Origin of the sequence: Vulgatibacter sp., from assembly GCF_041687135.1 — a bacterium.
GTDB lineage: Bacteria > Myxococcota > Myxococcia > Myxococcales > Vulgatibacteraceae > JAWLCN01.
Map to the genome: position 1 here is coordinate 381,528 of NZ_JAWLCN010000004.1, position 13,882 is coordinate 395,409.

The 13,882-nt window shown below is 72.7% G+C and carries 10 protein-coding genes; 2 read left to right on the plus strand and 8 right to left on the minus strand.

Going from position 1 to position 13,882, the window contains the following annotated elements; genetic code table 11:
• Positions 1-4 precede the first annotated feature (4 nt).
• The 4 genes from ACESMR_RS12720 to ACESMR_RS12735 all read right to left on the minus strand — a co-directional run bounded on the left by ACESMR_RS12720 (position 5) and on the right by ACESMR_RS12735 (position 6,866).
• Positions 5-2,398: a 3-hydroxyacyl-CoA dehydrogenase/enoyl-CoA hydratase family protein gene (locus tag ACESMR_RS12720; RefSeq protein ID WP_373047452.1), complete on the minus strand. Its 2,394-nt coding sequence runs from the start codon at positions 2,396-2,398 to the stop codon at positions 5-7.
• A gap of 185 nt (positions 2,399-2,583) precedes the next feature.
• On the minus strand, positions 2,584-4,269 hold the full coding sequence (locus ACESMR_RS12725) for a serine/threonine-protein kinase (RefSeq protein ID WP_373047453.1): 1,686 nt from the start codon (positions 4,267-4,269) through the stop codon (positions 2,584-2,586).
• Positions 4,270-4,273: 4 nt separating this feature from the next.
• Positions 4,274-5,356, minus strand: coding sequence for a tetratricopeptide repeat protein (locus ACESMR_RS12730; RefSeq protein ID WP_373047454.1), 1,083 nt, complete (start codon positions 5,354-5,356; stop codon positions 4,274-4,276).
• Positions 5,346-6,866 (minus strand): PEGA domain-containing protein, encoded by a 1,521-nt coding sequence (locus ACESMR_RS12735; RefSeq protein WP_373047455.1) that lies wholly within the window; start codon positions 6,864-6,866, stop codon positions 5,346-5,348. Before ACESMR_RS12735 ends, ACESMR_RS12730 begins: the two co-directional genes overlap by 11 nt.
• A 171-nt stretch (positions 6,867-7,037) precedes the next feature.
• On the opposite strand from ACESMR_RS12735, the gene ACESMR_RS12740 reads away from it, so the two are divergent.
• Positions 7,038-7,451: a group II truncated hemoglobin gene (locus ACESMR_RS12740; protein ID WP_373047456.1), complete on the plus strand. Its 414-nt coding sequence runs from the start codon at positions 7,038-7,040 to the stop codon at positions 7,449-7,451.
• A gap of 119 nt (positions 7,452-7,570) precedes the next feature.
• Here the strand turns inward: ACESMR_RS12740 and ACESMR_RS12745 are convergent, their stop codons facing one another.
• Both ACESMR_RS12745 and ACESMR_RS12750 read right to left on the minus strand, forming a co-directional pair.
• Positions 7,571-8,518, minus strand: coding sequence for an alpha/beta hydrolase family protein (locus ACESMR_RS12745; protein WP_373047457.1), 948 nt, complete (start codon positions 8,516-8,518; stop codon positions 7,571-7,573).
• On the minus strand, positions 8,515-11,283 hold the full coding sequence (locus ACESMR_RS12750; RefSeq protein ID WP_373047458.1) for a phosphoenolpyruvate carboxylase: 2,769 nt from the start codon (positions 11,281-11,283) through the stop codon (positions 8,515-8,517). The genes ACESMR_RS12745 and ACESMR_RS12750 overlap by 4 nt, the downstream gene beginning before the upstream one ends.
• A 176-nt stretch (positions 11,284-11,459) precedes the next feature.
• On the opposite strand from ACESMR_RS12750, the gene ACESMR_RS12755 reads away from it, so the two are divergent.
• Positions 11,460-11,963 (plus strand): hypothetical protein, encoded by a 504-nt coding sequence (locus tag ACESMR_RS12755; RefSeq protein ID WP_373047459.1) that lies wholly within the window; start codon positions 11,460-11,462, stop codon positions 11,961-11,963.
• On the opposite strand, the gene ACESMR_RS12760 is transcribed toward ACESMR_RS12755, so the two are convergent.
• Entirely contained in the window at positions 11,960-13,231 is a 1,272-nt protein-coding gene (locus ACESMR_RS12760; RefSeq protein ID WP_373047460.1) for an ABC1 kinase family protein, read from the minus strand. The two genes, ACESMR_RS12755 and ACESMR_RS12760, sit on opposite strands and share 4 nt — an antisense overlap.
• Positions 13,232-13,266: 35 nt before the next feature.
• Positions 13,267-13,881 carry a hypothetical protein gene (locus ACESMR_RS12765; protein WP_373047461.1) on the minus strand — a complete coding sequence of 205 codons (615 nt, stop codon included), beginning with the start codon at positions 13,879-13,881 and terminating at the stop codon, positions 13,267-13,269.
• Position 13,882 lies beyond the last annotated feature (1 nt).

The following is a 13,882-nucleotide window of genomic DNA, read 5'->3' on the forward strand; positions in this document are numbered from 1 at the left end:
CGCATCAATTCCGCAGCGGCTTGCCGGTCTGGAGCATCGCCATCATCCGCTCGCGGCTCTTCTCCTCGCCGCAGAGTGAGAGGAACCCCTCGAGCTCGAGCTCGAGCATCCGCTCCTCGCTGATCGCGCTGCCGGGGGAGGTGTCGCCGCCGGTGAGGACCCGGGCCAGCACCTGGCCGATCTTGCGATCGTAGGCGCTGATCTGCCCGTTCACCTCCATGTCGTAGAGCATCATGTCGATGGTGGCGCGGCCGCTGGCGCCCGGCATCCGGAACCTCGTCGGCCGCGGCGGGCGGAAGCCCGAAGCGGCGAGGCCGATCACCCGGGCCTTCGCGTCGGAGAGGAGGAAGTCCCGGTTGGGGGTGATGCCGTCGTGGCGGGAGAGGAAGCCGAGCGCCTGCGCCTCCTCGGCGGAGGTCGCCACCTTCGCGGTGCCGATCGCCATGAACGTCTTGGCGATGAACTGCAGCGGATCGAATTGCTTGTCGGCGGTAAAGGGCCCGTAGACGTTGCGGAGCAGCATCATCGTCCCGCCGCCGCCGGGGATGAGGCCGACGCCGACCTCCACCAGCCCCATGTACGTCTCCGCCGCAGCCTGGATTGCGTTGGCGCCCATCGCCGCCTCGGCGCCGCCGCCGAGGGTGAGGCCGAAGGGCGCGCTCACCACCGGGATCGGGCTGTAGCGCATCCGCTGGTTGGCGGCCTGGAAGCCCGCGGCCATCGACCGCACGGTCTCCCACTCGTCGGAGCCGATGGCCATGAGCAGCGCCATCAGGTTGGCGCCAGCGGAGAAATTGCTGCCGTCGTTGCCGACGACGAGGCCGCGGAAGTCGGCCTCGGCGACGTCGAGGGCGGTGTTCATCATCGCGATGATCGAGTCGTCGATCGAGTTCATCTTCGAGTGGAACTCGAGGAGGGCCACGCCGTCGCCCATGTCCCAGAGGGAGGCGGAGTCGTTGCCGGCGATCTTCGCGTTGCCGCGGCGCAGGTACTCGACCTTGAAGGCGCGCGCATTCTCGGGCACCGCTTCCGCCCGCTTCGAGCGGATCTCCCAGTAGGTGTCGTGGCCGCCCTCCACCGCGTAGAAGCTCTCGCGACCTGCGGCGAGCATCTCCTCCACCCACGGCGCCGGCTGCAGCCCCTTCTCCTTCATCTCCTGCACGCCCCTGCGCACGCCGTATGCGTCCCACGTCTCGAAGGGGCCGAGCTCCCAGCCGAAGCCCCAGCGCATGGCGCGGTCGACGTTGACCAGATCGTCTGCGATCTCGGGGATGCGCCGCGAAGCGTAGGCGAGCACGTCGAGGATGACGGCCTTCGCGAAATGCGCCGCCTGGTCGGATCCTTCGAGCACGGTGCGCACGCGATCGCGTACGTCCTCCCGATCCTTCGCCCTGCCGAGCGAGTCGAAGCGGACCTTCTGCTGCGGTCGGTATTCGAGGGTCTGCAGATCGAGGGCGAGGATCTCCTTGCCGCCGCCCTCGCCGCGGCTCTTCTTGTAGAAGCCGCCGCCGGTCTTGTCGCCGAGCATGCGCCGCTCGACCATCTGCGCCACGAAGCCGGGCACCCGGAAGACGTCGCGGGCCTCGTCGTGGGTGAGCGTGTCGTAGCAGTTCTTCGCCACGTGGACGAAGGTGTCGAGGCCGACGATGTCGGCGGTGCGGAAGACGGCGCTCTTCGGGCGGCCCATCGCCGGGCCGAAGATCTTGTCGACCTCCTCCACGCCGAGCCCCGCCTCGCCCATCGAGCCCAGGGTGCGGAGCATCGCGTAGACGCCGATGCGGTTGGCGATGAAGTTGGTTGTGTCCTTGCCGTAGACGATTCCCTTGCCGAGGACCTCCTCGCCGAAGCGGGTCATCGCGTCGAGGACCTCGGGGTCGGTCTCCTTCCCGGGCACCAGCTCGAGGAGCTTCATGTAGCGGACCGGGTTGAAGAAATGGGTGACGAGGAAGCGCCTGCGGAAGGCTTCGCCGCGGCCCTCGAGCATCCCCTCGATCGACATGCCGGAGGTGTTGGAGGAGATCACGGCCCCGGCTTTGAGGTGCGGCTCGACCCGGGCGAAGAGCGCGCGCTTCACCTCCAGATCCTCCTTCACCACCTCGACCACCCAATCGCATTCGGCGATGCGGGCGATGTCGTCGTCGAAGTTGCCGACCTCGATGAGATCGAGGGCAGCGGTGGAGAAGATCGGCGAGGGCTTCTGCTTGCGCAGGTTGGCCACGGCCGAGGCGGCGAAGCGGTTCCGGAAGGAGCGCTTGCTCGTCTCCTCGCCCGGCGCTGGGCTCGGCGGGACGATGTCGAGGAGCAGCGCGGGGATCCCCGCGTTGGCGAGGTGGGCGGCGATGCCGCTGCCCATGACACCAGCGCCGAGGACGGCGGCCTTGCGGATCCGGAGGCTCATCGGAGGCGGACTCCTTCGCAGCACCTGCCCGGCGCCGGGCAGGGAGATGAATGAATAGCCATTCAGTCGACGTAGGGTCCCCGCGGGGGCGGGGCAAGTCAATCGGCCGAACGGGGCTTGGAGGGGGAGGCTAAGGTCCGCGCGGTGGTGGCGCACCTGCCCGGCCCATCGGGGGCAGGCGCCGCCTATTCGGCGAGGCTGGGGGGCAGCATCCGCTGGCAACGCGCCCTGCCCGCTGCTGCCTCGCGGAAGTGGGGGTGGTCGCGGAGGATCCGGTCGTAGGCGGCGATGGCGCCGAGGCAGTCGCCCCTGGCGGCGAGGGATCGCGCGCTCTCGAGCTGCGCCTCCACCGCGTCGATCCGCTGCCGGAGCATCGCCACCTTCGCGGCCACGCCGGGATCGTCGGGGACGGTGGCGAGGATCTCCCGGGCGCTGCCGAGGTTGCCGGCGAGGAACTCGGCGTTGCCCTTGAGCCAGATCTCCCTGGCGAGGAGCTCCTCGCGGAGGCGCTGCGCCGGGGCTGGCCCCTCCGGTGCTGCTGCAGCTTGCGTAGGCGCGGGTGCCGCTGCCACCGCTGCAGGCGCAGGCGCAGGGGCCGGCGACGGCTCGGCGGCCACCGCAGGCGCCGAGGTGGCGAAGGGCAGCGGCAAGAGGCCCATGGCGAAGGCGCCACCGGCGCCGCCGAGCACCAGCGCTGCAGCGCCGAGCAAAAGCCCGCCGCCGCGCCGCTGCTGCCGCCGTGGCGGGGGGACCTCGGTCTGCGGCAGCTCCAGCGCCACCGAAGGCAGCGGCGCCACGCCGAGCGCGGTGCCGCTCCGCACCGGCTCGCTCGGGAACTGCACCTGCGCACCGGGTCCGCGGACCCAGGTACCGCCGGGGTCGGGCCGCGGCGCAGCAGCACCGGCGCCGCCGATCCGCGCCACCGCGGCGCCCCAGGCCGAGGTCTGGGTGACCACCTCCAGCGCGCTGGCGAAGGCGGCCATCGAGGGGAAGCGCGCCTCGCGATCCTTCTCGGTCGCCCGGCGGATCGCCTCGTCGAGGGCGGGGACGCGGAAGTCCGGCAGCAGCGTCTCGATCCGCGGCAGCGGCTCCTGTGCCTGTCGCCGCAGCATCTCGGGGATGCTCGCGGCGACGAAGGGGTTGGCGCCGGTGAGGAGCTCGTAGAGGACCACGCCGAGGACGTAGACGTCGGCCCTGGCGTCGACCGGTTCGCCGCGGATCTGCTCGGGCGGCATGTATTGCGGCGTGCCGGCGATGCTCCCCTCGACGGTGAGGCTGCCGCCCTCGCCGAGGAGCTTGGCGATCCCGAAGTCGAGGACCTTGGCGTGGGGGCCCCGCAGCCCCTGCCGTACGATCACGTTGTCGGGCTTCAGATCCCGGTGGATCACGCCGCTGCCGTGGGCGTGCTCGAGCGCGTCGGCGACCTGGAGCACGATCTCCACCGCCTCCGCCGGCGCAAGGCGGCCCTGCCTGTCGAGGAGGGTCTTGAGATCCGGCCCCTCCACGTACTCCATCGAGATGTAGAGGTTCCCCGACTCGTCCTGCCCGAATTCGTGGAAGGTGATCGCGTGGGGGTGGGCGAGCCGCGCGTAGCTCCGCGCCTCGTTGAGGAAGCGCTGGGCGAGGTCGGCCCTGCCGTGCAGCTGTGCGTTGAGGAACTTGAGCGCGACCTTGTGGCCCAGCCCCACCTGCTCCGCGAGGTAGACTGCGCCCATGCCGCCCTGCCCCAGCTTGCGGATCACCCGGTAGCGTCCGGCGATCACCCTGCCGACGAGCGGATCGCCCTGGAGCAGGAGCGTGTCGCCGCAGAGCAGGCAGGCGCTGCCCTCGTAGGCGGCGCCGCAGCGGTGGCAGACGGTGGCTGGGGTCATGCGTTCACTTCCCCGCGGGGTAGCGGGTGGAGAAGAGCACGCGCTCCACCTCGGCGGCGGCATTGCCGGCTTCCATGGCGACGACGGCCCGGAGCACCGCGGTGCGGGGATCGTCGGGGAGATCGCGCTCGAGCGCTGCGAGGGCACCGGCCTCGTCGCCGCTGCGCCAGATCGCCAGCGCCCGGAAGAAGCGATAGTCGGCGACGGCGGGTGCCGCCTCCACCGCAGCGGAGAGCTGCGCGATCGCCGCGGCGTACGAGCCGCTGCCGCCCTCGACGCCGTTCCTCACCGCTCGCACCGCGGCGAAGGCGGCATCGCCGCCACCGGGGCCGGTGTCGGTCGCCTCGAGGGCGGGCCGGGCAGCAGCCCGGAGCTCGGCGAGCCCTTCGAGGAAGGCGCTGCGAGCGACGTGGCCCTGGGGCGCAGGGCCGAAGGTCGCCGCCAGCTCGTAGAAGGCCTCGCCGCGGCGCAGGGTCGCCTCGTCCAGCGCCTCGCGGGCGAGGGCGCGCCGGTGGAGATCGTCCGCGGCGGCGGTGGCGGCAGCTGCGAGCTTGCCCGCCATCTCGCCGAGATCGGTGCCGAGGTAGCCCGCCTCGACCAGCTGCGCGAGCCACTCGCCGGCGCTGCCGTGGCCCACGAGGTTGCCTGCCTCGAGGGCGGCGAAGAAGGCCGCCTTCGCCTCGACGAATTGCCGGGTGCTCTCCTCGGCCTGCCCCCTGCCCGCGCGGAGCTGCCGCTCGCAGAGCTCGAGCTCGCTCTGCGCCTTGGAGCGCTCCTCGCCCTCCGCGGCGGCGCGGACGTAGACGCGGTAGGCGTAGCAGGCGCCGGGGATCTCCTTTGCCTTGAGACGGCTCCGCGCCAGCGAGAGGTAGGTGGGCACGTGCTCCGGCGCCGCGCGGGTGGCCTGGAGGAAGACCCGCGCCGCGTCGCGGAATTGCTTGCGGTTGTAGAGGCGGTTGCCGTCCGCCTGCAGCGCGTCGGCGGTGCCGACACCCGGGCCGACGAGGGGCGCGGCGGATGCCGGCGCAGCGGCGCCGAGGAGGAGGAGGAGGAGGACGAGGGCCAGTGCCCGAAGCTCAGAACGCATATCCCAGGCCTCCGCGGAATTCCTGCGTGCCGTCGGTGCTGCCGGCGAGGGTGAAGGAGTGGCGGTAGGCGCCCTGCAGGTAGAGGCCGTCCACCAGGTAGAATTGCAGGGCGCCCTGCAGATCGAGACCGAGATCGGCGAGGAGGAAGCCCTTCTTGTAGCCGGCGCCCTCCACCGTCTCGACGTGGGCGAGCCTGCCCACGAAGCCGCCCTGCGCGCCGAGCACGAAGCGCCACAGCGCCACCCGGAGCTGCGGGTGGAGCAGCCGCAGCGCGCCGCCCTGGATCTGCGAGCGGACCGTGGCGGGCGCGAGGGCGTCGGGGTTGGCAATCCCGAGGGTGAAGGCGTCCGCCGAGGCGAAATAGGAGGCGCCTGCGACCATCAGGCCGAAGTGGCGGCCGAGGCTGCCGTACTCCGCCGAGATCCCCCAGAGGCCGGTCCTGCCGCTGGCTGCGTCGGTCTCGGTGTCGCCGATGCCGATGTGCTTGGCAGCGAGGCGATCGTCGGTGAGCGTGAAGCGATCGTAGCTGACGGTGTAGTAGCTGCCGCGCCCGTAGATCGCCTCCTGTTCCCGGGAGAGCGCGTCGGTGAAGCTGGTCCAGCCGGTGGCCTGCAGGTCCCGATCGATCCGCAGCTCCTCGCCGGCCTCGAGCGTCACCGTGGTCTCCCAGGGCTCGTAGCCGTCGCGGACGAGCTGCACCCGGTGCTGCCCTGGGGCGACGCCCACCTCCGCCTGCCCGCTCCCCGCTTCCCTTCCGTCGACGAGGATGGTGGCGCCTGCCGAGGAGACGACGAGCTTCGCTGGCAGCTGCGCGAGCTTGCGCTCGAGGGAGAGCGCGCCGCGCACCGGCACCTGCTCCACCCACTCCACCGGGTGGTGGGAGGCGAGCTCGATCCGGATCGTCCGCTCGCCGGGAAGGAGCTGGGTCGAGAGCGGCGTCACGCCCACCGGCTCGCCGTCCACGAGCACCCTGGCGCCGGGCGGATCGGTCCGCAGCTCGAGGCTGGAGGCGAGGGGTGCCACCTTGATCAGCGCGCCGAGGAGCGCCTTCTCCAGCGCGGCGTTCGCGCTCTCCGCGGCGGCGTTGTCGAAGCTGCCGGGCGTGAAGGAGGCGACGCGGAAGCGGTAGCCGCGATCGTCCTGCCCCGCCTTGATCAGCACCACGCGCTGCAGGCCGAAGGCCCGCACCAGCGAAGCGACCGGATCGGCGCAGGCTGCGTCGCCGAAGAGGCAGTCGATCACCACCCGGCGATCGGCCTTCTCCTTCGCCAGCTGCGCGCTCCCGACGATCTCGGTGCCGGCGGCGGCCTCGGCGAAGAGGCGGGAGAGCGCCTCCTCGGTGCGGGTCACCAGCGCCGCCTGTCCCGGATAGAGGGGCTGCACGAGCCACAGGGTGCTCGGCGCCTTCACGTCGACAGCGGCGGGCACCGGCGGGGCCTCTTCCGGTGGAGCGGCGGCGGGAGCGCCGGTGGCGACGAGGAGCGCCGAGAGCAGGACGGGTAGGTTCATGTCTGGATCCCCGGGGAGGCGAGCGGGCGAGCGCCGCCATGGCTGCGAGCATAAACGGATCGGGGATCGTGTTCACGGGCAGAAGCGGCCTGCACCTGCGTGTTTTTTGCTTCTTGCCGCTTGACCTGCCCGACGGCGGGGTTAGGTGTGGCGCCCCGTGGAGACGAATCGATGAGCGCATGGCAGCCTGCAGCAGGTGAGACCCCTTTCGAGATCCTCGGCGGCGCGGAGACGATCCGCGTGCTGGTGGAGCGCTTCTACGACGCGATGGAGCGCGACGAACCCGCCCTCGCCGCCCTCCACAAGCAGGACGAACCGGGCAAGGTGAGCCGGGAGAGCCGCGACAAATTCGCGAGCTTCCTCTGCTTCTGGCTCGGTGGGCCCCGCACCTACCTCGAGACGCGGGGGCATCCGATGCTGCGTGCGCGCCACGCGCCCTTCGTCGTGGACGAGGCGATGCGCGACGCCTGGCTGCGCAGCATGATCACCGCGATGGACGAGGTGGGGATCGCCGGCGAGGTCCGCACCTTCCTAGACGGGCGCTTCGCCCACGTCGCCGATTTCCTGCGGAACGTCGAGGGCTGATCGCCGGAGCGTGTACACGTTCGTGGCAGAACGTGCGCAAGCCGCCCACCCAGGCGCGGCTGCATCGGCGTTTCACCACAGGTTATCCACCTCCTGTGAATTGTGGCCGCTACGTGGCGCTACGAGAGCGCCGCGAAGGCGTCGCGGATCGCGGCGCCGATCCGCGACGCCCGCAGCACCAGCGCCGTGACGTGGCCTTCGCCCGCGAGCCAGCGCAGCTCCGACCCCGGCCAGTGGGCGTGCAGGCGCTCGACCGTGGCGCGATCGACGTAGCCGTCCCGCGCAGCGGCGACGAGGATCGCGGCGCTCCCCGGCGCAGGTGGCCCCAGGTGCTGCAGCGCGATCGAGTCGAGGAGCGCGTGGAGGCGATCCCTCGCAGCGGGGCCGAGGGCGTCCCACGCGATCTGCCGGGAGAGCAGCCCCTCGGTGAAGATCGGCGCCGGCGAGATCCCCGCGGCGCCGGGGACGATCGCGAGCGGCCCGGGCGAGAGCGCCCCCACGTAGGCCGCCATCGATCCCCCCATGCTGTAGCCGGTGACGCCGAGCTTCCGGTGGCCGCGCGCCCGGAGCCAGGCGAGGAGCGAGAGCGCCTCGGCGATGGTGGCGCCGTTCATCGCCAGCTGCTCGGCGACGGTGCCCAGGTCGCAGCCCTCCTGTCCCGCAGGCCGGCGCGGGCCGTACCAGGGGTTCTCGAGGATCAGCGCGCCGATGCCCCGGGCGGCGAGAGGCAGCGCGATCCGACGGCGCCTGCCCGATCCCACCTCGCCGGTGGCGGCGAGGTGGAGGCAGACCGGCGCATCTTCCGCCGGCAACAGGAGCTCGAAGGCGCCGGCGCGCACCTCCCGCGGCAGCGCCGGATCGGGTGCGTGGAAGGTGCCGTGCCGGAGCGTGCAGCCGCCCAGGCGCTGCACCGGGCCGAGCGCCACCTCGAGGGGCACGGGGCCGCTGGCGAGGAGGCCCCGCAGCTTCTCCGCTTCCTCCTCCACCCTGCCCCAGCCGCCGGCAAAGAGGCGCGGCCCCGCGCGCAGGGCGCCGTAGAGCCGGTCGGCCCAATGGGCCTCGTTCATCCGGTGTTCCGCATCCCGGCGGCGATGCCGTTGAGCGTGAGCAGGAGCGGCCTGTCGCAGCGCTCGTCTCCCGTCCGCTTGCGGCGGAGCAGCTCCACCTGCAGGAAGGACATCGGATCGACGTAGGGATTGCGCAGCTGGATCGAGCGGCGCAGCGGCTCGTTCTCCTCGAGCAATTTCCGGTGGCCGGTGACGCGCTTGATCAGGCGGCGGGTGCGCCGGTACTCCTCGAGGATCCGCGGCCAGATCGCCTGCCGCGCCTCCGGCGGCGCGAGCTGCGCGTAGCGTGCGGCGATCTTGAGATCGCTCTTGGCGAGCACCATCTCGACGTTGTCGATCACGGTGCGGAACACGGGCCACCGCCGGTACATCTCGCGGAGCTCCGCCTCGCCGCCGGGCTTGTCCGCCAGGGATGCGAGCGCGGTGCCGACGCCGTACCAGCCCGGCAGGATCGCGCGGTTCTGGGTCCAGGCGAAGACCCAGGGGATCGCGCGCAGCGCCTCCACGCCGCCGGCCCGCCGCTTCGCCGGACGGGATCCGATCGGCAGGTTGGCGATCTCTTCGAGCGGCGAGGCGGTGTTGAAGAACTCCACGAAGTGCGGGTTCTCCCAGACCAGCGCCCGGTAGGCCTTGCGTCCCTCCTCGGCGAGCTGGACGAAGGTGGCGTCGAAGCGCGCCACGTCCGCGGGCGGCGGGCGCTCCAACGCATCGAGGGTGTGGAGCAGCGCGCCGCCGATGATCAACTCCAGCGTCCGCATCGCCAGCTCGGGCCGAGCGTATTTGTGGTCGAGGGCCTCGCCCTGCTCGGTGGCCTTGTAGCGACCGGCGACGCTGCCCCGGGGCAGCGAGAGGATCGCCTGCTGTGCGGGACCGCCGCCGCGGGCCACCGACTCGCCGCGGCCATGGAAGATCCGCAAGGGGATGCCGATCGCCGCCGCCACCTGCGGCAGCGCCACCTGCGCCCGGCGCAGCGCGCCGTGTGCAGCCAGCAGACCGACCTCCTTGCCGGAGTCGCTGTAGCCGACCATCACTTCCTGCACGCCGCGGGCCTGGACGTGGCCGCGGTAGAGCGGATCGGCGAAGAGGGAGCGGAGGATCGCGGGGCCGTCGTCCAGTGCCTGCAGCGTCTCGAAGAGCGGCACGATGTCGATGCGAGCGCAATGCCGCGCATCGTCCCAGAGGCCGGCTGCCTGCGCGCAGCGCAAGGTCGCCCGTACGTCCTCCGCCGCGGTGGCCATCGAGAGGATCACCGTGCGGCAGGCGCCCTCGCCGCTCTCCGCCTGCGCCGCGGCGATCTTCTGCAGCGCACCGAGGAAGCGGGCGCCGCCCTCGGTCTGCTCCCCCTGGCCGTCGAGGAAGGCAGCTGCAGCCCGGGCATCCTCTGCGGGCGCGCGCATCTCCAGCTCGAGGATGTGGAAGCCCACCGCCCGCACCTGCGCGAGGAGCGCTCGAACGTCGCGCTCGCCGCTGCGGCCGCAGTTGGCGGCGCGCAGCGAATCGGCGACGAGCTCCAGATCGCCGATCAGCTCTGCCGGCGCGCGGTAGGCCCAGGGCAGCTCGGCTTCGTGGGTGCCGTGGAATTCGGGGCCGATGCCGTGGGGATGGGCAGCCACCGCGCCCTCGCCGCCGTGGGCGAGGCGGGCGACGAGCCGGAGCGAATCCGGAGGCCGCGCCATCATGCGCCGCTCCTCCACCCGGGTGAGCGCCGCAGCGAGCCGCGCCTCGATGAAGCGGAGCTTGCGGCGCCAGGGCTCGCCGACGGTGCGCGGCGCCCAGCGCTCGGCGATCTCCGGCATCATCCGCTCGTCCTCCTCCAGCGAGGCGAAGAGGTCAGCGGGTACCTCCACGTTCCGGGAGGATTGGGAGAGCATGCCGCCGACGCGCTGGACCTCGGCGAGGATCCGACGCAGCGCCCGGGCCTCGTGGGCGCGGATCGCGTCCTCGAGCACGTCGGGGGTGACGCGCGGGTTGCCGTCCATGTCGCCGCCCACCCAGGAGTGGAGCCGCAGCGGCATCGGAGAAAAGCCCAGGGGCTCGCCGTAGGCCCGCTCGAAGGCGGCGCCGAGGACGTGGGGCAACTCGGGCAGCAGCTCCCAGAGCACCTCCTCCACGTACCAGAGGACGTTCTTCACCTCGTCGCCGACGGCGGGGCGCTCGCGGCGCACCTCGTCGGTCTGCCAGAGGGCGCCCACCTCCTCGCGGATCCGCTCCAGCGCGTCGCCGGCCTCGTGGGGGGTGAGCTCGCAGCGGTCCCGCTCCTCGAGGACGTGGGCGATCCGGTCGAGCTTGTCGAGGAGGGTGCGCCGCGCCGCCTGGGTGGGATGGGCGGTGAGGGTGAGGGTGACCTCCAGGGTCGAGAGCACCTCCCGCACCCGATCGGCGGGAACGCCCGCCTCCCGCGCCTGCTGGAGCACCGCCGCCAGCGAGCCCCGCTGCGGCGCCGGATCCCTGGCGTGGGCCCTGGCCCGGCGCACCCGGTGGTGCTGCTCGGCGAGGTTGGCCAGGGAGAAGTAGGTGGCGAAGGCCCGGATCACCCGCTCCGCCTGGCCGATGGGGATCTCGGCGAGGAGCTGGATCAGCTCGGCCTCCGCCGCAGCCCGCCCGGGCCTGGGGCCGCGGCGTCGCCGGATCGCGAGCTTGCGGACCTTCTCCTCGAGCTCGAAGAGCCCGCTTCCCTCCTGCTCCACCAGCACCTCGCCGAGGAGTCGCCCGAGGAAACGCACATCCCGCCGAAGCGGCCGATCGACCTTGCGCTTGCGCACCATGGCTCCAGACGCTACCACCCCGCCGGCACGGCTCCTGGCCAGTAGCCCGATCAGACCCCCCGGATTGGGGATAGGTCCGGCGGTGTGGGGCAAGGTAAGCAGGCTGCCCCGCTGCGCGGAACCGGGTGAAGAAAGCCGGGACGCGGACCGTCGGAGGGGCGAGGGAGAAATCGGACGTGGCGGGCGGCAGCGAACCAGCATTCGATCGCATCTCCAACGCAGAGGTGCCCCCGGCAGCCCCGGCGACGGGGAAGGCCCGTGCGGTGCTGCGCTGGTTCGGCATCGACGCCACCGGCCTCGACCCCACCGTGCCCTGCGCGGTCTGCGGCCTGCCCGCCGCCCTCGGCAGCGAGCGCTGCCCCTCCCACCCCGAGAGCGAGTCGACCCCGGCGACCCTGCCTGCCCTCCGCCTCGGCGGCGTGGTGGCGGTGGCGGTGACGCTGGCGCTCCTCGGCGCGGTGCTGGGCGTGATCGCCGCCGACAACCGCTTCGCCTGGATCGGCGCGCTGGCGGCAGCGGCGCAGGTGGCAGCTGGCGTGGCCCGGCAGCTGCGCCTCGGCCGCCTCGCCACCGCGATGGGGATGGTGTCGTTCTTCACCTCGCTGACGCTGATCTTCGCCGGCCTGCTGGTGGCGACGATCGCGGCGCTGCCGCTGGTGATCCAGCGGCTCCTCTCCTAACCTGCGGCGCGGTCCGGCGGCAGGTCGAGGATCTCGGCGAAGACCGGCCGGAAGTCGCCGGCGCTGCGGGTGAGCTGCAGCGCGTGGACGAGCCCCAGCACCGCCCGCAGGAAGATCAGCCCCTCCGGCGGTGGCCGGAAGCGGACGAGATCGGTGGCGCGCTTGCGGCCGAAGGCGACGAGCTCGTCGACCACCCGGTTGCTGCCGAAGTCGAAGGGGCCGCGCAGCGGCCTGGCGGCGACGGCGAGGAGCTCGCCGAGGAGCGACTGTGCCCTGGGCTTGGGGAGCGCCACGGTGAAGCCGCCGCCCTCCAGCGCATCGACCCAGTCGATCGCCTCGCCGCGGAGCACCGCCCCGAAGACCTCGCGGTAGCAGCGGTGGAAGGCGGGGCCCACCTGCCGGGTGCTGCCGAAGTCGAGGACGCCGAGCCTGCCGTCGCCGAGCAGCACGAAGTTGCCGGGGTGGGGGTCGCCGTGGACCACGCCCGTGCGGAGGAAGGGGCCGTAGATCGCCCGGGTGAGCTGCAGCCCCACCTCGAGGCGCTTTGCCGCGGAGGCGCTGCCGTGGGCCCAATCGTGGAGGGTCGGCCCCTCGAGGAGCTCCATCACCAGCACCTTCTCCGTGCAGAGCGCGGGGAAGGTGCGGGGCACGACGAGGCTGGGAAAGGGCGCGAATTCGGCGCGGAAGCGCTCGAGCTGCAGGCGCTCCTGCAGGTAGTCGAGCTCACCGCGGAGCTGCGCCGCGAGGAGCTCGTAGTAGCGCCTGCCGTCGAAGAGGTCGGTGCCGAGACCGGCGATCCGCACCGCCGCGCCTGCGGCACCGAGGTCGTCGTCGAGGGCGTCGCCGACGCCGGGGTATTGGACCTTCACCGCCACCACCTCCCCTCCCGGGAGGACGGCCCGGTGCACCTGCCCGAGGGAGGCGGCGGCGAAGGGCACGGGCTCGATCGAGGCGAAGTGGTGGTGGAGCGGTCCACCCAGCTCCTCCTCGAGGCGGGCGGCGATCCGGGGCCAGCTCATCGAGCGGGCGCCGGTGTAGAGGCCGCCAAGGAGGCGGCCCACCTCGCCGCCACGGGGATCGAGGGCGGGGACCGCCGCCTGGCCGAGCTTGAGCGCGAGGCCGCGGAGGTCACCCAGGGTGTCGAGGACGAGGCGGGCGGTCTCCGTCGAGGGCTCGCGGCGCACCAGCGCCCCGCCGACCCGCGCCGAGAGGCCGAGGAGCCGCCCCAGGCGGGAGCGTTTGCCCTGTGGGATCGCGCCGTCGTCCACGCAGCCAAGGTAACAAGCCGGCGCCGCGCCGGGGATCACTCGATGTGGGCCACCGTGGTGCCTGCGGCGGGGACGCGGAAGGTGGCCTCGGCGCAGTCGAGGGCGCCGACGTGGTGGCCGTTGCCCACCCCGTCGGTGGTGGTGGACCAGCAGAAGCGGGCGGTCCAGGTGCCGGCGGTGGCGGGCGACTCGTCCACGCAGGCGACGCTCGAGCCGGGGCAGGTGGAGCGGGGGAAGAAGGCGCCGTCCCAGTCGAAGCTGATCGAGGCGCCGGGGGCGAGCTCGTCGACCACCGGCATCGCGGCGCCGCAGACCCCGCAGCCACACGCGTCGCAAGGGCAGAGGTCGCAGGGCTCGACGAAGCGGACGGCGGTGCCGTCGGGGGCGCGGAGCTCGAGCCAGGCGGGGGCGCCGGCTTCGGAGGAGCGCTGCACGTAGATCGCATCCCCGGCGCTCGCCGCACGGCGGAGCTCGAAGGTGGCGCCGCGCTCGGGCGGGTTCGCCCCGCCACCGCCGCCTGCGCCGCCGCTGCCACCTGCAGCGCCGCCGGTGCCGATCCCGCCACCGCCACCCTCGTCTTCGCCGTCTTGGGTATCGCAGCCGCAGAGCAGCAGGGCCGCAGCTGCGAGGAGCAGAAGTCGCTTTTCCATG

Coding starts and splice junctions, on each gene's coding strand:
- ACESMR_RS12720 (WP_373047452.1), bottom strand. CDS start 2,398: ATGAGCCTCCGGATCCGCAAGGCCGCCGTCCTCGGCGCTGGTGTCATG.
- ACESMR_RS12725 (WP_373047453.1), bottom strand. CDS start 4,269: ATGACCCCAGCCACCGTCTGCCACCGCTGCGGCGCCGCCTACGAGGGC.
- ACESMR_RS12730 (WP_373047454.1), bottom strand. CDS start 5,356: ATGCGTTCTGAGCTTCGGGCACTGGCCCTCGTCCTCCTCCTCCTCCTC.
- ACESMR_RS12735 (WP_373047455.1), bottom strand. CDS start 6,866: ATGAACCTACCCGTCCTGCTCTCGGCGCTCCTCGTCGCCACCGGCGCT.
- ACESMR_RS12740 (WP_373047456.1), top strand. CDS start 7,038: ATGAGCGCATGGCAGCCTGCAGCAGGTGAGACCCCTTTCGAGATCCTC.
- ACESMR_RS12745 (WP_373047457.1), bottom strand. CDS start 8,518: ATGAACGAGGCCCATTGGGCCGACCGGCTCTACGGCGCCCTGCGCGCG.
- ACESMR_RS12750 (WP_373047458.1), bottom strand. CDS start 11,283: ATGGTGCGCAAGCGCAAGGTCGATCGGCCGCTTCGGCGGGATGTGCGT.
- ACESMR_RS12765 (WP_373047461.1), bottom strand. CDS start 13,881: ATGGAAAAGCGACTTCTGCTCCTCGCAGCTGCGGCCCTGCTGCTCTGC.